Here is an 18,616-nt window from a genome sequence, read left to right on the forward strand (position 1 = left end):
GCCACGACTCGTGGCCGGCCGCGTCGCGGCTGTCGTGTGCTACGCCTGACCGTACGGTCGGCCGCAGTCCGCGTCGCACTGCGCGAGGTTGGTGCCGTCCATGGTCCACAGGTCGTCGAAGACCATGAACCCGGCCGCCTTCATGGCGTGCGCGGAGGCGGCGACCTTCTTCGGGTCACGGGCCCCGCCGCCCGGCGCCGGGTTGTGGTGCAGGAAGCGGCCCGCGTACCGCTCGCACAGGCCTGCGTACTCCTTCGTGTGAAGGATGAGCGCGTGCAGCCCGAGGTCCACGTCGTCCGAAGGGACCAAGGGAACGGTGGCGGTGGCAGCGGTGACCAAGAAGGCCACGGCCTGGTCCGCGATCCGCTGAGCCCGCTCCGGCGACTGCCCGTCGTGGATGACCACGAAGTGGGCGAGGCTTTCGAACAGCTCCTCACCAGCCACCGCGCGACCGGTCCTCTGATCGTTCGTCGTTGCCGTCATGCGACTACTCCTTTGTGTGGCGGTGTGCGGCACTTACTCCCGCATCGGGCGCTGAGCCGGCTCAAGGCGACCGGAAGGCGATGGCGCGCATCACAGCCCAGCCCGAGTGTTGGCGTTCCGGATGGCCAGACGTGCGCTGAGTTCCTCCCGCGCACTCGGCGTCACGACGTTGTCCGGCATGGCATCCCATTCCGTGCCGCCGCGGATCGGCCGTATCTGCACGCGACCGCCGACCTCGCCCATGACGACGCCGATACGTCCCCTGGTGGTGTCCTTCGCCAATGCACCGATGCCTGGTCCGGTCTGCTGGTTGCTCGCCATGCGGACGAGGATCCTGCCGCTCACCAGGACGTCGGAACCTCCACCAAACCCCACTTCGGGACGTCCCGCGTCGGATAGAACGTCCCTAGTGCCGTCCCCGAGTGTCAGGAGAGTTGGAGATGCCGAACGAGAGGTTACGTGCGGCCATGGCGTCCGGCGGCTGGACGTACACCGCCCTCGCGAACAAGGTCGAGGTCGATCCCAAGTCCGTAGAAAGATGGGTCAATTCGGGGCGCACGCCACGCCGGGCCACGGCCATGCTGGCAGCGGAAACACTGGGAGAAGACGTGCACGCTCTCTGGCCCGCGCTCCGGCAGGCACGCCCTGCCCGCACTGTCAGTCCGGAACTTGTGGCCCTCTACGACCAGCGGGCGGACATCCCAGTCTCCACCTTCGTGGACATGCTGATCCAAGCCCGCGAGCGCATCGACGTGTTGGTGTACGCGGCCGTCTTCCTGCACGAGGCGTACCCGCGGCTCAACGACTTGCTGCGAGAGCGAGCTGCCGCCGGGTGTGCTGTCCGTATCACGATCGGCGACCCTGACAGCGCGCATGTCCAACAGCGCGGCCAAGAGGAGAGGTTCGGCCACGGGATCGAGTCCCGCTGTCGACTCGCCCTCATGCACTATCGCCCCCTGGCAGGGGTATCCGGCATCGAGGTGCGAACCCATGCCACCACGCTCTACAACTCGATCTATCGGGCAGATGACCAGACGATGGTCAATGCCCATATCTGGGGCGTGAACGCCTACGGCGCTCCCGTATGGCATCTGCGGCGCAGCGAAGAGGGCGGCATGTTCGACACCTACGCCAGCAGCTTCGAAGCGGTCTGGGAGACCGCGACGCCGGTAAGCGAAGGGTGAGCATGGCACGAACCGAGTACTACGACGACCCGACAGCACCTGAACCGAACAGCTTGGTGGTCGCGGCATCCGCCGTGGTCACCGACGACGAAGGACGCGTGCTTCTCCAGCGCCGACGGGACAACGACCTTTGGGCGCTACCTGGCGGCGGCATGGAGATGACCGACTCACTCCCCGGCACGGCCGTCCGCGAAGTGAAGGAGGAAACAGGTCTGGACGTCGAGATCACCGGGCTCGTGGGCACGTACACCGACCCTCGCCACGTCATCGCCTACTCGGACGGCGAAGTGCGCAGACAGTTCAACGTCTGTTTCACCGCCCGTGTGGTCGGGGGACGGCTCGCCATCTCGGACGAGTCAACAGAACTGCGCTTCGTCCCGCCGCAGGACATCGAGCAACTACCTATGCACCACACACAGCGGCTCCGGATCCGCCACTTTCTGGAGCACCGTGAGCGCCCCTATCTCGGCTGACCTCTTTGGACTGCGGCGACGGCGATCCAGGAAGTGGCGGATCCGCCAGGTCACCGGATGGCCTCGCCCATGAGCACATAGAGCAGCCCGACGAGGGAGCCACTGCTGACGATCTCGCGGCGGTCGATCATGCCCCTCACCTCGGCCAGCGGGATCCACTCGATCCGGTCCGACTCGTTCTTCTCAGTCGGCGGTCCTTCGTACGTCGCCCCATCGGCCCGGAAGACGTGATGCTGGGAATCGGTGATGCCGTTTGCCGGCTCGGCGTAGATCAGCGGCTCGACGGGACCGGGCCGCCAGCCGGTCTCCTCCAGCACCTCTCGTGCTGCCGCTTCGGCCGGTGTCTCGCCCTCCTCGACCAAGCCCATGGGCAGCTCCCACGCCCACGCGTCCGTGATGAAGCGATGCCGCCACATCATCAGCACCTCGCGCCGCTCGTTGATCACGGCGGCCACCGCCAGATGCCGGAGCTTGACCACGTGGTGTTCCCAACGGTTCCGTCCGGCGTCTCGATGTCGGTGAGCCACAGGTTCACCCAACTGTTCTCGTAGATCGGACGTAACCCGTGGATCTTCCACTGCATCGCTGCGGCCCCTCTCGATCGGCCTCCGGCATCGCAGAGATGCGGGCGCAGCAACGGCGCATCAGGCAAGTTCGCGTCACATTGACACATACAAGATACGCGCGCAGCGTGGCACTTCAGGAGACATGCCACGGGTACGTGCAACGCTCACGCGCTCCGACGGACCAGCAGTGCATCATCTGGTGTTGGCAAAGGCGTACGCAGGATTGAACGAGGCGCGCGCCGGGCCTCGTTCCGAACCGCCGCCCCGCCCCGTGCCTCTCCGCACCCCGGTGCTGCGCCCTGCCGGTCCCTACGGCCATGGCCATGGTGGTGGTTACTGAGGTTGAAGGCGTGATGTCGGAGCCTGGTGCTCCCGCCATGAGGGAAAGTCGGTAGGTTGCCTGTCATGGCTGAGCTTGGACCTGTTATCTCGCCGCCCGCCCCGTTGCGAACCGAGCGGCTCGTGCTCCGCGAGCCCGAGGCTCGGAACCGTGCGGCGTTCGTTGACCTGTTCGCTTCGTCAGAGGTGCGGACGTACCTCGGTGACCCCCGACCACGTGCCCGAGCTTGAGAGTGCAGTGCCTGAAGTGCCCGGGCTGCGGCCGGGCGTATTCGTGGTCGATTACGACGGGGCGATGATCGGCATCGTCACGCTTGACCGGCGGGACGCGGAGCGTCCGGGGCACGTCCGTGCAGCCGGGTCGCCTCCCGCCGGGCCCCTTCCTCATCCACGCGCTGGCGTCGGTAGGCACCACCAGGGCGACCAGAGCACCCGCGCCGGCGACCACGCCGAAGGACAGCGTCACCAGGTCGAAGAGGGTCTTCGCGTCGATGCGGCGCTGAGGCTTGAGGCCTTGCACCGCGAGCAGCTCCCACCCGGTGTAGAAGACCCCCACCGCAACGAGAACCGCCAAGGTGAAGGTGAGGGCAAGGGCACGGCCGACGGGCCACAGCCGCAGGCCACGGTCTCCCCGACGGGACGACGAACGCGTCTTCATGACTACAAGGACACACCAGTTCGCTCGATCATTTCCCCGAACCTGACAAGTCGACAGGCCGTCGGCGCAGGGCGACCGTGCGCCGTGACTTCAGCGGGCCCGTGTGACGCTTAGCGTGCCGTGGCGGCCTGTCCCGGGCGACGGTCCCCACCAGGCACAACACGCGGAGCGGTACGAAGGGTCAAAACGCCCTTTCAGGCGAGCCGTAATGCCGACCGACAAGCACCCCGGCGCCAGGTCGGGTTGCTCCGTCAGCATGTCGCCGGTCGTCGCCTGGTGTGCTGTCGCGAGGGTGTCCACGTCATTCGTCACAAAACGATCTTGGACACCCTCGTTCTCGTCCCCGCAGGCGCCCCGTTGGCCCCATCACCCGGAGGAACCCGTGTCATACCCGCAACTCCTCACCCCCGAGGAAAAGCTCGCCGACGCGAAGAAGCTCTTGAGCCTCCCGCGTATCGTCGTGATCTGCGGCTCCACCCGCTTCATGACCGAGATGAACGAAGCCGACCTGCGGGAGACCAAAGCCGGAAAGATCGTCGTCAAGCCGTGCTGTGATATGAAGTCGCCCCACGAACTCTGGTCCGATCCTGTCGAGGCCGAGGCGCTGAAGGCTCGACTCGACGACCTGCACCGGGCGAAGATCCGGCTCGCTGATGAGGTGCTCGTAGTCGGCGACTACATCGGAGACAGCACCCGAGCCGAAATCTCCTACGCCCGGTCGCTGGGCAAGCCTGTGCGGTTCACGGACCCCGAAGTGGACCCTGACGCCTGACCGTCGATGGGGTGGTACTGCGGAAGCCGTTGCCGACCGATCCGGCCAGCGCCACGGATCAGAGGAACGTGGCCTTCCCCGGCCCCTCCTCCACGAAGCTGCGCATCCCCCGCTCCCGGTCCTCTGTGGCGAACAGGCCGGAGAACCAGTTCCGCTCGATGGTGAGCCCCGTGTCGATGTCCGTCTCCAGCCCCGCGTCGATCGACTCCTTGGCCGCGCGCAGCGCCAGCGCGGGCCCCTTGGCCAGCTGGGCGGCCCAGGTGTGCGCCTGGTCGTAGACCTCGGCGGCCGGGACGACCCGGTCGACCAGGCCCAGCGTCAGGGCCTCCTCCGCCTTTACCATGCGGCCGGTGAAGATGAGGTCCTTGGCGCGGGAGGGGCCGATCAGGCGGGCGAGGCGCTGGGTGCCGCCCGCGCCGGGGATCAGGCCGAGCAGGATCTCCGGCTGGCCGAGCTTCGCGTTGTCCGCGGCGATCCGGAAGTCGGCGCAGAGCGCCAGTTCGCAGCCGCCGCCGAGCGCGTAGCCGGTGACGGCGGCCACGACCGGCTTCGGGATGCGGGCGACGGCCGTGAAGGCGTCCTGGAGACCCTTGGAGCGGAGGACCATCGCCGTGTGGTCCATCGCCTGCATCTCCTTGATGTCCGCGCCCGCCGCGAACACCTTCTCGCCGCCGTAGAGGATCACGGCGCGCACGTCCTCGCGCCGGGTCGCCTCCTCGGCCAGCTCCCGCAGCCGGTCCTGGATCGCGACGTCCAGGGCGTTCATGGGCGGCCGGTCGAGCTGGATGGTGCCGACGCCGTCGCGTACTTCGAAGGTCACAGTCATGCCTAGAGGTTAGGGCGTGTCCGGCGGATCAGGACCGGATAGGCCGCGGCGTCTGGTGCGGTGCATCGCAAGGCGCTGGAACGCCCTCATCGCGGAGCGATTAGGGTGTTTCGGCAACGCCGCGAGGTGCCGTGCCAGGCGTCGTGGACCCGGTCATGATCCGCCGGACACGCCCTAACCACCGCTAACGACGGCGGGCCCGGTGCCGTTGGTCACAGCACCGGGCCCGCTCGGAGAGGGGAAGGGAGTTACTTCTTCCACTCCTCCCAGTCCATGTTCCAGCCGTTGAGGCCGTTGTCCGGAGCGATCTGCTTGTCCTTGGAGTTCTTCACGATGACCACGTCGCCGATCATCGACTTGTTGTAGAACCAGGCCGCCGGCGTCTGGCTGTCGTAGCCGCCGCGCACATCGCGCAGACCGACACAGCCGTGGCTGGTGTTGGTGGTGCCGAAGATCGAGGACGCGCCCCAGTAGTTGCCGTGCAGGAAGGTGCCCGAGGTGGACAGCCGCATGGCGTGCGGGACGTCCTTGATGTCGTACTCGCCGCCGAAGCCGACGGTGTCGCCGTTCATCCGGGTCACCTTGAGCTTCTCGCTGATGACCATCTGACCGTTGTACGTGGTCGTCGCCGGGGCGCCCGCGGAGATCGGGATGTCCTTGATCTGCTTGCCGTCGCGGACCACCTTCATCCGCTTCGCGCTCGCGTCGACGGTGGAGACCTGGCTGCGGCCGATGGTGAACGTCACCGTCTTGGCCTGCTTGCCGTAGACGCCCGGCCGGCCCTCGACGCCGTCGAGGTTGAGTTCGACGGTCACCTTGGTGCCCGGCTTCCAGTACGCCTCCGGGCGGAAGTCGAGGCGGTCGTTGCCGAACCAGTGGCCCTCGATCTCGACGGCCGGGTCGGCCGTCACCTTGATGCCCTTCTCCACCGCGTCCGGGTCGGTGATGCCCCGGGTGAAGTTGATGGAGACCGGCATGCCGACCCCGACGGTGGAGCCGTCCTCCGGCGTGTACTGGCCGATGAAGGTGTTCGCCGGGACGAGCGTGGTGAAGGTGGTGTCCTTCGCCGACTCACGGCCCTCGGCGTCCTTGGCGACCGCGTGCACCGTGTACTTGGTGGAGGCGGCGAGGTGCCGCTCGGGCGTCCAGCTCGCGCCGTCGGCCGAGATCTCGCCCTCGACCTCGTTGCCCTTGGGGTCGGCGACCTTCACCGTGGTCAGCTTGCCCTGCTCGGCGCCGATCTTCAGGGCGCCGCTGGTCGCCACGGCGTCCGCGCCGTCCTTGGGCGCGATGGTCACGACCGCCTGCGAAGCGGTCGTGTCCTCCTTCTTCACGCTGCCCGCCGAACCCTTCTCGTCCCCCGCGCCGGCACTGCCGCCGCCGCACGCCGTCACCAGCAACAGCAGTGCTCCCAGAACCAGGGCCAGAAGCCCCGGCCCGCCGCGCCGCTTCCCGCTCGCCCCGGCCGATGCCCCCGATATCGGCTGCCCGTTCACTGTGGTCGTCTCCCCTCGCACGGCCCGGCTCCCGCCATGACCCGCACCCCCGCGCGCTGCACATGCACGCCCGCCGCAAGATAATCACATCGCGGGCGCGGTGAACTCCCTCCGGAATGTCACCGTTCCGTCCCAACTGGTCCGGACAGCTGTGCAGGTGGCGCGGGGTGTCGGGCGGAGCACCCGGCCCGGGGTCTCAGCGCAGGGCGGAGCCCGCCTTCCACTTCTTCCAGCCCATGTTCCAGCCGCTGAGCCCGTTGTCCGGGGCGACCTTCTTGTCCTTGGAGTTGACCACCTCGACCACGTCGCCGATCAGGGTCCGGTCGAAGAACCAGCCGCCGGGGGTGGAGCTGCCACCGCCCTTGGCGTCGCGCAGCCCGATGCAGCCGTGGCTGACGTTCTCCTCGCCGAAGACGGACTCGTCCGCCCAGTAATTGCCGTGCAGGAAGGTGCCGGAGGTGGTGAGCCGGATCGCGTGCGGCACGTCCTTGATGTCGTACTCGCCCTTGCCCTTCTTGTCCGTGAAACCGACGGTCGCCCCGTTCATCCGGGTCACCTCGTGCATCTCGGTGACGACCATCCGCCCGTTGTACGTGGTCGTCTTCGGGGCCCCCGCGGTGATCGGGACGGTCTCCACGAGCTCTCCGTCCCGGCGCACCTCCATCGTCTTGGCCTCCGCGTCGACCCGGGAGATCTGGGAGCGGCCGACCGTGAAGACGACGGTCTTGTCCTGGCTGCCGTAGACCCCCGGGGCGCCCTCGACGTCCCGCAGCCCGATGTCGACGGTGACCTCGGTGCCGGGTTTCCAGTACGTCTTCGGGCGGAAGTCGAGCCGGTCCTTGCCGAACCAGTGGCCGGCGACCTCCACCACCGGATCGGACGTCACCCGGATGGCCTTCTCCACCGCGGCCCGGTCGGCGATCGGCCGGTTGAAGGAGAACGAGACGATCATGCCGGTGCCTACGGTGGACCGGTTCTCCGGTTTGAAGTAGCCGATGAAGCGGTGCTCGGGGACGAGCGTGGTGAACGTGGCGTGCCGGGCGGAGCGGCGGCCCTGTCCGTCCACGGCCACCGCGTCGATGCTGTACTTCGCGGCAAGGGCGAGCCGGGCCACCTTGGGCTCCGGGGCCCAGGAGCGCCCGTCCTCGGCGATGCGCCCCGCCACCGTCTGCTGCTGCGCGTCCTCGATCCGCATGACCTTCACGCTCTCCAGCCGCCCGTCGGGGACCTTCACCGCGATGCGGGTCTCCTCGTCGACGCCCTTGGCCCCGTCCTCGGGGAAGACGCTGATCACGTCGCCGGGGGATCGCGCTTTGCCGTTGGGCAGGGCCTCCCGGGTGTCGGTGCAGCCGGTCAGCAGGGCCAGCACGGTCAGCAGTCCTGCCCAGGTCAGCACGGCGGCCGAGCCGGCGCGTGCGCTCTTCGCTGTGTGGTTCACGCTCCCCCAACGACCAGGGCCGGTCGGGGGAAACGTGAGTGCGGGCCGCCCGGTGGGCAGAACAGAGGGGAGGACTACCCCGAAGGGCCGCGGCCGGGACGCCGCGCGCCACTCGTAGGTGCCCGTCCCACGAGCCGCGGGAGGCTACACGGTGTCGAGCGCAGCCGAGCAGGAGGCAGTACAGGATCCCGAGCGGGAGGCGGTGCAGGATCCGGGGACGGTGGCCGCCGTCCGGGCGGAGATCGTGGAGGTGCAGCGCACCGAGCACGCCGAAGCCGTACGGGCCGCGGCCCCGGCCCCCGCCGTGTGGCCCGGGGCCCCGATGCCGCTGGGGGCCCGCTTCCGGGTCGGCCCGGACGGGGTCGCGGGGACGAACTTCGCGCTGTGGGCGGGCGGGGCCGAGGCGGTCGAGGTGTGCCTGTTCGACGAGCGGGGCGTCGAGACCCGCTGCCCGCTGACCGAGCTGACCCACGAGATCTGGCACGGCTTCGTGCCCGGGGTGCGGCCCGGTCAGCGTTACGGCTACCGGGTGCACGGCCGCTGGGATCCATGGACGGGGGCCCGCTGGAACGCGGCGAAGCTGCTGCTCGACCCGTACGCCCGTGCGGTCGACGGGACCTTCACCCTGCCGCCCGAGGTGTACGGGCATGTCCGGGACTGGCCGGACCAGCATGTCGCCGACACCGTGCGCGACGACCGGGACTCGGCTCCGTACGTCCCCAAGGGCGTGGTCGTTCACGATGACGACGACTGGGTGGAGGACCGCCGGCCGAAGACCCCGTGGGCCGACTCGGTCATCTACGAGCTGCACGTGCGCGGCTTCACCAAGCTGCACCCGGAGATCCCGCCCGAGCTGCGCGGCACGTACGCGGGTCTCGCGCATCCGGCGGCGATCGAGCACCTCACCCGGCTCGGGGTCACGGCGGTGGAGCTGCTGCCGGTGCACCAGTTCGCCCACGAGGACCACCTCCTGCGGCGCGGGCTGCACAACCACTGGGGCTACAACTCCATCGGCTACTTCGCCCCGCACGCCGGCTACTCCGCCTCCGGCACGGCCGGCCAGCAGGTCGGCGAGTTCAAGCGGATGGTGCGCGCGCTGCACGACGCCGGGATCGAGGTGATCCTCGACGTCGTCTACAACCACACCGCGGAGGCGGGCGAGTTGGGCCCGATGCTGTCGCTGCGCGGCATCGACAACCGGGGCTACTACCGCCTGGAGGGCGACCCGCGCCGCTACGCCGACTACACCGGCTGCGGCAACACCCTGCACGTGGTGCAGCCCCAGGTGCTGCGGCTCATCACCGACTCGCTGCGCTACTGGGTCACCGAGATGGGCGTCGACGGCTTCCGCTTCGACCTGGCGGCGGCGCTGGCCCGCTCGATGCACGACGTCGACATGCTCTCCCCGTTCCTCGCGGTGATCGCCCAGGACCCGGTGCTGCGCCGGGTCAAGCTCATCGCCGAGCCGTGGGACGTCGGCAACGGCGGCTACCAGGTGGGAGCCTTCCCTCCCCTGTGGACCGAGTGGAACGACCGCTACCGCGACGCCGTACGGGACTTCTGGCGCGGCGCACTCCCCGACGTACGGGATCTCGGCTACCGGCTGACCGGCTCCAGCGACCTGTACGCCTGGGGCGGCCGCCGCCCGTACGCCTCGGTCAACTTCGTCACCGCGCACGACGGGTTCACCCTGCGCGACCTGGTCTCCTACGAGCAGAAGCACAACGAGGCGAACGGCGAGGGCAACCGGGACGGGACGAACGACAACCGGGCGTGGAACTGCGGGGTGGAGGGCGAGAGCGACGACCCGGAGATCAACGCGCTGCGCCGCCGCCAACTCCGTAACCTGCTGACCACGCTGCTGCTCTCCACCGGGGTGCCGATGCTGGTGGCGGGCGACGAGATGGGCCGGACGCAGGGCGGCAACAACAACGCCTACTGCCAGGACAACGAGACCGGCTGGGTCGACTGGTCACTGCTGGACCAGCCGGAGTGGCGGCAGCTGACCGAGCTGACGGCCCGGGTGCTGACACTGCGCCGGACCCATCCGGTGCTGCGGCGCCGCGCGTTCTTCTCCGGCCGGGCGCAGGCCCCGGACGGGCTGCGGGACCTGGCGTGGTTCGCCCGGGACGGGCGGGAGATGACGGAGGGCGACTGGTACGCGCCCGCCGCCACGCTCGGCCTCTACCTCTCCGGACGGGACATTCCGGGGCGGGACGCGCGGGGCGAGCCGGTGACCGACGACAGCTTCCTGGCCGTCCTGCACGCGGGCGCGGAGCCGACGTCCTTCGCCCTTCCCGGGGCGCCGTGGGGAGACGCGTACGAACTGGTCCTGGACACCTCGCGGGAGGAGCAGGCGGAGGCTCCCGGGACGGTTCTCGACGGCGGTACGGAGCTGACGGTGCCGGCCCGTTCGGTGCTGCTGCTGCGGGTGGCGGAGTAGCGGGCTGGAAGCGTCAGCCGAGGATGCCCCGGTCATAGCCCACGGCGACGGCCGCGGCCCGGTCCTTGGCGCCCAGCTTGGCGAAGACATGGGTGAGGTGCGTCTTCACGGTCGCCTCGCTGATGAAGAGTTCGGCGGCGATCTCCCGGTTGGTGGTGCCCCGCGCCACCAGGACCAGCACCTCCCGCTCGCGGGTCGAAAGGGTGGTCCCGGCCGGGTCGGCGGCGGGGGTGCGGACCCGGGTCATCAGCCGGGAGGCGACGGCGGGCGACAGGACGCCGCGCCCGTCGGCGGCGGCCCGGACGGCCGCGAACAGCTCCTCGCGCGGGGCGTCCTTGAGGAGGTAGCCGGTGGCGCCCGCCTCGATCGCGGGGAGCGTGTCGGAGTCGGTGTCGTACGTGGTCAGCACCAGGACCTTCGAGCGCGCGCCGCGCCGGGTCAGCTCCGCGATGGCCGCCACTCCCCCGCCGCCTGGCATCCGCAGGTCCATCAGGACGACGTCGGGGTCGAGGTGCTCGACGGCCGTGAGGGCGTCGACGCCGTTCGACGCCTCGCCGAGGACCTCGAAGCCGGGGGCGGCGGCGAACATGCCGCGCAGTCCGTCCCGGACGACCGGGTGGTCGTCGACGACGACGAGGCTGATGGTGCGGGCGGGGGTCTCGGTCATGATCGCACCGTACGGGGGGTCGTGGGCGTCTGGCCAGGTTCCGCCGCGGGGCCGTTCACGGGTGCCTGGCCGGGGCCCGGTGTCTGATCAAGGGCCCGCGCGGGGCCGTTCACGAGTGCCGGACCAGAACCAGGGGCCACCGCGCGGCGGTCACGGATGCCTGACCAGGGGGACTCTGGCCGATACCGCCGTGCCGCCGCCCGGTTCCGACTCCACCTCGACCGCGCCCGCTATGCGCTCCGCGCGGGCCCGCATCCCGCCGAGGCCGAAGCCTCCGGTGCGGCTCGCCGGGGCGGCGGCAGCGGGGTCGAAGCCGCGTCCGTCGTCCCGTACGTCCAGGGTCAGTTCGTCGTCCATGAAGGACAGCGTCACCCCGACCCGGGAGGCCCCGGCGTGCCGCCCCGCGTTGGCCAGCGCCTCGCCCGCGATGCGCAGGAGGGTGGCGGCGATCTCGTCGTGGACCGGTTCGGCGGTGCCGGTGACGGTGAAGTCGGCCCGGACGCGGTGCTGTTCGGCCCAGTCGGCGACGGTCTTCTCCAGCGCCCCGGCCAACTCGTCGTGTTCCAGGGCGGCGGGGGCCAGGTTGTGCACGGAGCGGCGAGCCTCGCCGAGGCTGTGGCGGGCGAGCGCGGCGGCGCGTTCCAGGTGGACGCGGGCGGTCGGCGGGTCGCGGTCGGTGAGGGAGGTGACGACCTGGAGCTGGGCGATGATCCCGGTCAGCCCCTGCGCGAGGGTGTCGTGGATCTCGGCGGCGAGCCGGCGCCGCTCATCGTCGACCCCGGCCTCCCGTGCCTGGACGAGGAGTTGGGCGTGCAGGGCCGCGTTCTCCGCCATGGCCCGCTCCAGCCGGAGGTTGGTGCGCTCCAGCTCGGCGATGGTCTCGACCTGGATGCGGGCCTTCTCCTCCTCGCGCATGCCGACGTGCCAGAAGAAGAGGGCGAGGGCGGAGTTGATGAGGTAGAGCGCGCCGAAGGCGACCCAGTTCATCAGGGAGGCGGGCGGCAGTCCCCCGCTCTGCGAACCGGCCAGCGTGACGGCGGTGGTGAGCAGCCCGATGCGGACGAAGCGCTTGGGCAGCAGGGGTTCGACGTCGAAGTAGCCGACGGCGGCGTAGATGGAGAAGAACGGGTTGAGCCAGGACAGGGCGAAGGCGAGGACGGTCCGTGCGGTGTAGTAGGCCATCCCGGCCGGGGCGCCCGGAGCGGTACGCGGGCGGGCCCGGCCCCACCAGATCTGGAGCCCGTACGCCACGGCGGTCAGGACCCCGGCCGCGTACATCTCGGTGCGGGTCATGATCAGGTCGGCGGCGACGGACCCGACGAGGACGGAGAGCGTGAGGACGGCGTAGGGCCCGTACCGGTAGAACTGCTCCCAGCGGTCCTCGACCGTGCGGGGGCCCGTCGCGCCGGACAGATGCGGGGAGCGGGGCGGCTGCGTCATGCGGGCAGTCTGCGTCACTGCCACCGGAAGAGTCGACCGGCCCCGATCCCCAGCAGGACGGTCCACAGCGCGACGACCCCGAGGTACGCCCAGCTCGGCCAGTCACCGGATGCGGCCTGGTCCAGAGCCTGGGCGGCGGCGCCGAACGGGGTGATCTCCACGATGCGGCGCAGGGTGTCGGGCATCGCCTGGACGGGCACCCAGACCCCGGCGGTGAACATCATCGCGAGGTAGGCGACCGAGCCGACCGCGGTGGCCGCCTTCGTCGTACGGGACAGGGCGCAGATCGTCGCCCCCAGGGCGAGGACGGCGGCGACCGCGAGCAGCAGCGACAGCGCGTAGCCGAGGAGTTGTCCGGGCAGCGCGACCCCGTAGCCGGTCCGGCCGACGGCGACGACCAGGAGCGCCGAGCCGAGGGCGGCGGCCCCGTGGAGGGTGATCTGGGCGGTGAGGAGGGCCGATGGCCGTACCGGGGTGGTGGACATGCGGCGCAGGATGCCTCGTTCGCGGTAGGCGGTGAGGATCGGCGGCATGGCCTGGAGTCCGGCCATGATCATGGCGAGCAGGACCGAGACGGGGACGTAGAGGTCGATGACCCGGCGGCCGTCGAGGTTGTCGTCGGCCTCCTTGAAGGCCGGGACGAAGCCGAGGATGACCAGGAGGACGGTCGGGAAAGCGAGGATCCAGAAGAGGCTGCCCGGTTCGCGGAGGAAGAGGCGGGTCTCGGTCCGCAGCACGGCGGCCATGGGGTTGCGGCGGCGGGCGGGCGCGGCCGTCTCCGGCGTACGGGGCGGGATCGAGGCAGAGGTCGAGGGCGAGGCCGGGGTCGAGGGCGAGGCCGGGGTCGGTACGGGGTTCATGTCAGGCGTCCTGTCGGATGGGGTCGTGGCCGGTGAGGTCGTTTCCGGTCAGGTCGAGGAAGGCTTCGTCGAGGCTGGTCTCGGTGATCCGCAGCCGCTGGGCGGTGACGCCGAGTTCGGCGAGCAGAGAGATCAGCGGGGTGACGGTGTCGTCGGTGGCGTGGAGGACGACGACGCCGGCGGCGTCGGGCGGGGTCACCGACGCGACGCCCGGCAGCGCGCCGAGCCGGTCCAGTTCGGGTCCGGTCGGGGGGCGGGAGGGCACGAAGGAGAGCACGGTGGAGCCGGTGGCCTGACGGATCAGCCCGGACGGGGTGTCCAGGGCGACGACCCTGCCCCGGTCGATGACGGCGATCCGGTCGCAGAGGCGCTGCGCCTCCTCCATGAAGTGGGTGACCAGCAGGACGGTGACCCCGCCGTCGCGGACCTCCTCGATGAGCTTCCAGGTGTCGCGGCGGGCGCGCGGGTCCAGACCGGTGGTCAGCTCGTCGAGGACGACGACCTTGGGGTTGCCGATCAGGGCGAGCGCGATGAACAGGCGCTGTTTCTGGCCACCGGAGAGCTGGGCGAAGCGGGTGGTCAGCCGGTCCGCCAGGCCGAGCCGGTCCGCGAGCGGCCGCCAGTCGGCGGGGGCCGGGTAGAAGGCGGCGTAGAGTTCCAGCGCCTCCCGTACGGTCAGTTTGGCCTGGAGCTCGCTCTCCTGGAGCTGGGCGCCGAGCAGGTGCGTCACCCGGTCGTGGTCGGCGACGGGGTCGAGCCCGGCGACCTTGACCGTGCCGGCGTCGGGGATGCGCAGGCCCTCCACGCATTCGACGGTGGTGGTCTTGCCCGCTCCGTTGGGGCCGAGGATGCCGAAGATCTCCCCCTCGTCGACGGAGAAGGAGACGCCGTCGACCACGTGCCGGCCCGCGTAGGTCTTGCGTACTCCGTTGACTTCGATGATTGCCATGCCCTCAGGGTTCCGGCGGGCGGGCCGGGCCGGTATCCGTCGTCACGCTCGACGTCGTATCAGCCGATCGGTTGACGGTGCGGTACGACCGGGTGCGACGGGAACCGTGCGGGCGGGGGCGGCCGCGCGGGCGGGCGGCCGGAAATGGGGAGGCCCGATGTCAGTGGTGAAACGTAGGGTCGGCCCTGATGCCCGAAAAGCCTGCAGAGCGCACGGACCGGTCCGCCGTGCGCTCCCTCCTGCGCCTGTGGCCCTATGTCCGACCCGTGCGGGTACGCCTGTTCACCGCCGCCTTCGTGGCGATCCTGGCGTCCTGTCTGGGGCTGGTGATCCCGCTGGTCCTGAAGTGGATGGTCGACGGCCCGGTCGCCGACCGCGATCCGGGCGGGGTGTGGCTGGGCGCGCTGTATCTGCTGCTGCTCGGCATCGCGGAGGCGCTGCTGTTCGGGTTCCGGCGATGGCTGGTGGCGCGGCCGCTGGCCGGGGTCGAGGCGTCGATGCGGGCGGATCTCTTCCGCCATCTGCAACGGCTGCCGGTCGCCTTCCACGACCGCTGGGCCTCGGGTCAGCTGCTGTCGCGCGGGACGACGGACCTGATGCTGCTGCGGATGTTCCTGGCGTTCCCGCTGACCTTCCTGGTCGTCAACACCGCGACGATCCTTGTCGGGTTCGTCCTTCTGTTCGCCCAGGACTGGACGCTCGGTCTGGTACTGCTGGCGCCGGCGGTGCCGCTGATGATCCTGTGCTCGCTGTTCGAGACGAAGTATTCGGTGGTCGCGCGGCGGGCCCAGGACCAGGTCGGCGACCTCACCACGGTCGTCGAGGAGAGCGTGCTGGGCATCCGTATCGTCAAGGGCTTCGGCCAGCACCGCAGCCAGGTGCAGGCGTTCCGGGCGCTGTCGCACCGGCTGCGCACCACGGAGCTGGGCAAGGCCCGGCTGCTCGCCGGGATCTGGGCGCTGATCACCGCCATCCCGGAGCTGGCGATCGGCGCTGCGCTGGTGCTGGGCACGGTCCAGGTGGCGGACGGGTCGCTGTCGGCGGGCACGCTGGTGGCGTTCCTGTCCACGGCGCTCGCGCTGCGCTGGCCGGTGGAGTCGATCGGTTTCCTGCTGGCGATGAGCCAGGAGTCGGCGACCGCCACCGACCGGTATTTCGAGGTGATGGACGTGGCGGAGGAGCCGGGTGCCGTCGCCGTACGGGAGGGTGCGCCGGCGACCGCCTCCGGGATGGTGTTCGAGGGCGTCGAGTTCCGCTACCCGGACGCGGATCCGGACTCGCCGCCGGTCCTCGCCGGGGTCGATCTGCACGTCCGGCCCGGCGAGACGCTGGCCCTCGTCGGCGGTACGGGGTCGGGCAAGACGACGCTGACCGCGCTGGTGCCCCGGCTGCACGAGGTGACCGGCGGGCGGATCACGCTGGACGGCGAGGACATCGCCACGATGGAGCGCTCACGGCTGCGGAAGCTGGTGTCGGTGGCGTTCGAGGAGCCGACGCTGTTCTCCGCGACGGTCGGCGAGAACGTGACGATGGGCGCGGCGGACGCGGACGAGCAGCAGGTGCGCCGGGCGCTGTCGGTGGCTCAGGCGGACTTCGTGCACGGGCTGCCGCGGGGGCTGGACACCGAGGTCGGCGAGCAGGGCCTGAGCCTGTCCGGCGGCCAGCGCCAGCGCCTGGCGCTGGCCCGCGCGGTGGTCGGCGAGCCGCGCTTCCTGGTGCTGGACGACCCGCTCTCCGCGCTGGACGTGCACACGGAGACGCTGGTGGAGGCCGCGCTGCGGCAGGTCCTGGAGCGGACGACGGCGGTGGTCGTGGCGCACCGCCCCTCGACCGTGATGCTGGCGGACCGGGTGGCGCTGCTGTCCGGAGGCCGGATCGCCGCGGTCGGCACGCATCAGGAGCTGCTGCGGGACAACGCGGAGTACGCCTGGCTGATGTCGGGCGCGGAGCCCGGTCCCGTAATCGATCGGGGTGCCGGGCCCGTGACCGACCGGCGGGCGCCCGTTGGGCCGGGGCGCGCCCCCGCCCAGCAGATCCCCGCCGAGGAGGGCAGTGCCCGATGACCACGACCACCGACGACGCCTCACTTCCGGCAGCCGAGGACGACGGCCTGCGGAAGAAGCGCCCGGCCGCCCCCGAACCACCGCTCCCCGACGACCCGTTCGACCAGGACGACCTGCCCGCGCCGCCCCGGGCCACGCTGACGCTGCTGTTCTCGCTGCTGGCCCCGATGCGCGGCCGGGTCGCGGTGGCGGCGCTGCTGCTGGTGGTGCAGCAGGTCGCGATGCAGGCGGGCCCGCTGCTCGTGGCGTACGCGATCGACAGCGGGGTTCCGGCGTTCCGGGACCACGACTACGGGCCGCTGGTGGCGGTCGCGATCGGCTACGCGGTGTGCTCGGTCGGCGCGGGCGTCCTCCAGTACGGCTTCATCCGGGCGGCCGCGCGGATCAACCAGGACGTGCTGCTGGAGCTGCGCGGCCGGATCTTCCGCCACGCGCAGGCGCTCAGCGTCGACTTCCACGAGCGCTACACGTCGGGCCGGCTGATCTCGCGTTCCACGACGGACGTGGAGTCGCTGCGGGAGCTGCTGAGCGAGGGGCTCCAGGAACTGATCGGCGTGGTCCTCTCGTTCGTGTCGATCGCCGTGGTGCTGCTCTGGCTGGACCTGGGGATCGGCGCGATCGCCACGATCTCCTTCGTACCGTTGTATCTGATGGTCCGGATGTACCGGCGGCGGGCGTCCGTGGCGTTCACGGCCCGGTCCACGGCGATCGCGGCGGTGATCGTGAAGTTCGCGGAGACGATGAACGGCATCCGCCCGGTCCAGGCGTTCCGCCGGGAGCGGAGCAACGACGCCGCCTTCACGGAGCTGAACACCCGCCACGAGCGGTCGAACGGCGACGCGATCCTGGAGATGGCCCGCTATGTCATCGGCTCCCGGCTGATCGCGAACACGGCGGTGGCCGGCATGGTGCTGTGGGGCGCCTACCGGGTGGCGGACGGCACGCTGGCGCTCGGGGTGCTGGCGGCGGCGGTGCTGTACATCCGGCGGCTGTACGACCCGATCGACCGGCTGGGGATGTTCCTCAACTCCTACGAGTCGGCGGCGGCCTCCCTGACGAAGATCGCCGGCCTCCTGGCCCAGACGCCGAACGTCCCCGAGACCGACCACCCCACCGAACTGCCGCCGCGCTCGGGCGACCTCCCGGGCCGGGAGGTCGTCTTCGACGGGGTGCGGTTCGCCTACCGCACGGGCGGCGAGGTGCTGCCCGCCTTCGACCTGCGGATCCCGGCGGGCCGGACGGTGGCGGTCGTCGGCTCGACGGGCGCGGGCAAGTCTACGCTGGCCAAGCTGCTGGCCCGCTTCTACGACCCGACCGAGGGCCGGGTCCTGCTGGACGGCACGGACCTGCGCGACCTGTCCACGGCCGAGCTGCGCCGGGGCGTGGTGATGGTGACGCAGGAGGCGTTCCTGTTCTCCGGGACGGTCGCGGAGAACATCGCGATCGGCCGCCCGGACGCCACCCGCGAGGAGATCGAGCACGCCGCGAAGGCGATCGGCGCGCACGACTTCATCGCGGCCCTGCCGGACGGCTACGACACCGACGTACGCAAGCGGGGCGGCCGGATCTCGGCGGGCCAGCGCCAGTTGGTGGCCTTCGCCCGCGCCCTGCTGGCGAACCCGTCGGTGCTGATCCTGGACGAGGCGACCAGCTCCCTGGACATCCCGGGCGAGCGGGCGGTGCAGCGGGCGATGGACACGGTGCTGCACGGCCGCACGGCGGTGGTGATCGCCCACCGGCTCTCGACGGTGGAGATCGCGGACCGGGTGCTGGTGATGGAGCACGGCCGGATCGTGGAGGACGGGGCGCCCGCCGAACTGATCGGCGGGACGGGGCGGTTCGCGGGGCTGCACCGGACGTGGAAGGAGAGTCTGGCCTGAGGGGGCGGGACGGTGCCGACGGCGGCGTCGGCACCGTTCCGTTCGGCCGATGGCTCGCTGCGCGGGCGGCCACCCCTCG

Annotated in this window: 15 protein-coding genes and 3 pseudogenes; 7 read left to right on the forward strand and 11 right to left on the reverse strand. The window is 70.7% G+C overall.

Going from position 1 to position 18,616, the window contains the following annotated elements; translation table 11 throughout:
• Positions 1-39: 39 nt before the first annotated feature.
• On the reverse strand, positions 40-483 hold the full coding sequence (locus tag ACFWM7_RS04565) for a glycine-rich domain-containing protein (protein WP_383255026.1): 444 nt from the start codon (positions 481-483) through the stop codon (positions 40-42).
• Positions 484-573: 90 nt separating this feature from the next.
• Entirely contained in the window at positions 574-804 is a 231-nt protein-coding gene (locus tag ACFWM7_RS04570) for a hypothetical protein (protein WP_383255028.1), read from the reverse strand.
• Positions 805-923: 119 nt separating this feature from the next.
• Here ACFWM7_RS04570 and ACFWM7_RS04575 point away from each other — a divergent pair, with 119 nt between their 5' ends.
• Both ACFWM7_RS04575 and ACFWM7_RS04580 read left to right on the forward strand, forming a co-directional pair.
• Positions 924-1,667, forward strand: a complete 744-nt coding sequence (locus tag ACFWM7_RS04575; RefSeq protein WP_383255029.1) for an XRE family transcriptional regulator — start codon at positions 924-926, stop codon at positions 1,665-1,667.
• Positions 1,668-1,669: 2 nt separating this feature from the next.
• Complete coding sequence (locus ACFWM7_RS04580) at positions 1,670-2,140, forward strand: NUDIX domain-containing protein (protein ID WP_383255031.1); 471 nt, start codon at positions 1,670-1,672, stop codon at positions 2,138-2,140.
• Between the two features lie 50 nt (positions 2,141-2,190).
• Here ACFWM7_RS04580 and ACFWM7_RS04585 read toward each other — a convergent pair.
• Positions 2,191-2,723 (reverse strand): annotated as a pseudogene (locus ACFWM7_RS04585) (NUDIX hydrolase).
• Positions 2,724-3,111: 388 nt separating this feature from the next.
• Between ACFWM7_RS04585 and ACFWM7_RS04590 the strand changes: the two are divergent.
• A pseudogene (locus ACFWM7_RS04590) lies at positions 3,112-3,407 on the forward strand (GNAT family N-acetyltransferase); the annotation flags it as partial.
• Here ACFWM7_RS04590 and ACFWM7_RS04595 read toward each other — a convergent pair.
• Positions 3,396-3,703: pseudogene (locus tag ACFWM7_RS04595) on the reverse strand (pentapeptide repeat-containing protein); the annotation flags it as partial. The pseudogenes ACFWM7_RS04590 and ACFWM7_RS04595 overlap by 12 nt on opposite strands.
• A 382-nt stretch (positions 3,704-4,085) precedes the next feature.
• Between ACFWM7_RS04595 and ACFWM7_RS04600 the strand changes: the two are divergent.
• Complete coding sequence (locus tag ACFWM7_RS04600) at positions 4,086-4,475, forward strand: hypothetical protein (RefSeq protein ID WP_383255033.1); 390 nt, start codon at positions 4,086-4,088, stop codon at positions 4,473-4,475.
• Between the two features lie 58 nt (positions 4,476-4,533).
• Here ACFWM7_RS04600 and ACFWM7_RS04605 read toward each other — a convergent pair whose 3' ends face one another.
• The 3 genes from ACFWM7_RS04605 to ACFWM7_RS04615 form a co-directional block, all read right to left on the reverse strand.
• Positions 4,534-5,301: an enoyl-CoA hydratase-related protein gene (locus ACFWM7_RS04605; protein ID WP_355470801.1), complete on the reverse strand. Its 768-nt coding sequence runs from the start codon at positions 5,299-5,301 to the stop codon at positions 4,534-4,536.
• Positions 5,302-5,549: 248 nt separating this feature from the next.
• Positions 5,550-6,797 (reverse strand): Ig-like domain-containing protein, encoded by a 1,248-nt coding sequence (locus ACFWM7_RS04610; protein WP_383255100.1) that lies wholly within the window; start codon positions 6,795-6,797, stop codon positions 5,550-5,552.
• 196 nt (positions 6,798-6,993) lie between these two features.
• A complete protein-coding gene (locus ACFWM7_RS04615) occupies positions 6,994-8,235 on the reverse strand; it encodes an Ig-like domain-containing protein (protein ID WP_383255036.1) in 1,242 nt (413 codons plus the stop codon).
• 151 nt (positions 8,236-8,386) lie between these two features.
• Here ACFWM7_RS04615 and glgX point away from each other — a divergent pair, with 151 nt between their 5' ends.
• Positions 8,387-10,678 carry a glycogen debranching protein GlgX gene (gene glgX, locus ACFWM7_RS04620; RefSeq protein WP_383255038.1) on the forward strand — a complete coding sequence of 764 codons (2,292 nt, stop codon included), beginning with the start codon at positions 8,387-8,389 and terminating at the stop codon, positions 10,676-10,678.
• A gap of 13 nt (positions 10,679-10,691) precedes the next feature.
• On the opposite strand, the gene ACFWM7_RS04625 is transcribed toward glgX, so the two are convergent.
• From ACFWM7_RS04625 to ACFWM7_RS04640, 4 genes are all read right to left on the reverse strand, one after another.
• Complete coding sequence (locus ACFWM7_RS04625) at positions 10,692-11,345, reverse strand: response regulator (protein WP_383255040.1); 654 nt, start codon at positions 11,343-11,345, stop codon at positions 10,692-10,694.
• A 150-nt stretch (positions 11,346-11,495) separates the two neighbouring features.
• The gene (locus tag ACFWM7_RS04630; RefSeq protein ID WP_383255042.1) at positions 11,496-12,785 is read right to left on the reverse strand and encodes a sensor histidine kinase; all 1,290 of its coding nucleotides are present in this window, start codon (positions 12,783-12,785) and stop codon (positions 11,496-11,498) included.
• A gap of 14 nt (positions 12,786-12,799) precedes the next feature.
• Positions 12,800-13,531 (reverse strand): ABC transporter permease, encoded by a 732-nt coding sequence (locus tag ACFWM7_RS04635; RefSeq protein ID WP_383255102.1) that lies wholly within the window; start codon positions 13,529-13,531, stop codon positions 12,800-12,802.
• 115 nt (positions 13,532-13,646) lie between these two features.
• Entirely contained in the window at positions 13,647-14,594 is a 948-nt protein-coding gene (locus ACFWM7_RS04640; RefSeq protein WP_383255044.1) for an ABC transporter ATP-binding protein, read from the reverse strand.
• 188 nt (positions 14,595-14,782) lie between these two features.
• Between ACFWM7_RS04640 and ACFWM7_RS04645 the strand changes: the two genes are divergently transcribed.
• Both ACFWM7_RS04645 and ACFWM7_RS04650 read left to right on the forward strand, forming a co-directional pair.
• Entirely contained in the window at positions 14,783-16,657 is a 1,875-nt protein-coding gene (locus tag ACFWM7_RS04645) for an ABC transporter ATP-binding protein (RefSeq protein WP_383255047.1), read from the forward strand.
• Positions 16,654-18,537 carry an ABC transporter ATP-binding protein gene (locus ACFWM7_RS04650; RefSeq protein WP_383255051.1) on the forward strand — a complete coding sequence of 628 codons (1,884 nt, stop codon included), beginning with the start codon at positions 16,654-16,656 and terminating at the stop codon, positions 18,535-18,537. Before ACFWM7_RS04645 ends, ACFWM7_RS04650 begins: the two co-directional genes overlap by 4 nt.
• Positions 18,538-18,616: the final 79 nt, after the last annotated feature.

This window comes from Streptomyces sp. NPDC058375, assembly GCF_042723425.1.
Classification (GTDB): domain Bacteria; phylum Actinomycetota; class Actinomycetes; order Streptomycetales; family Streptomycetaceae; genus Streptomyces; species Streptomyces durocortorensis.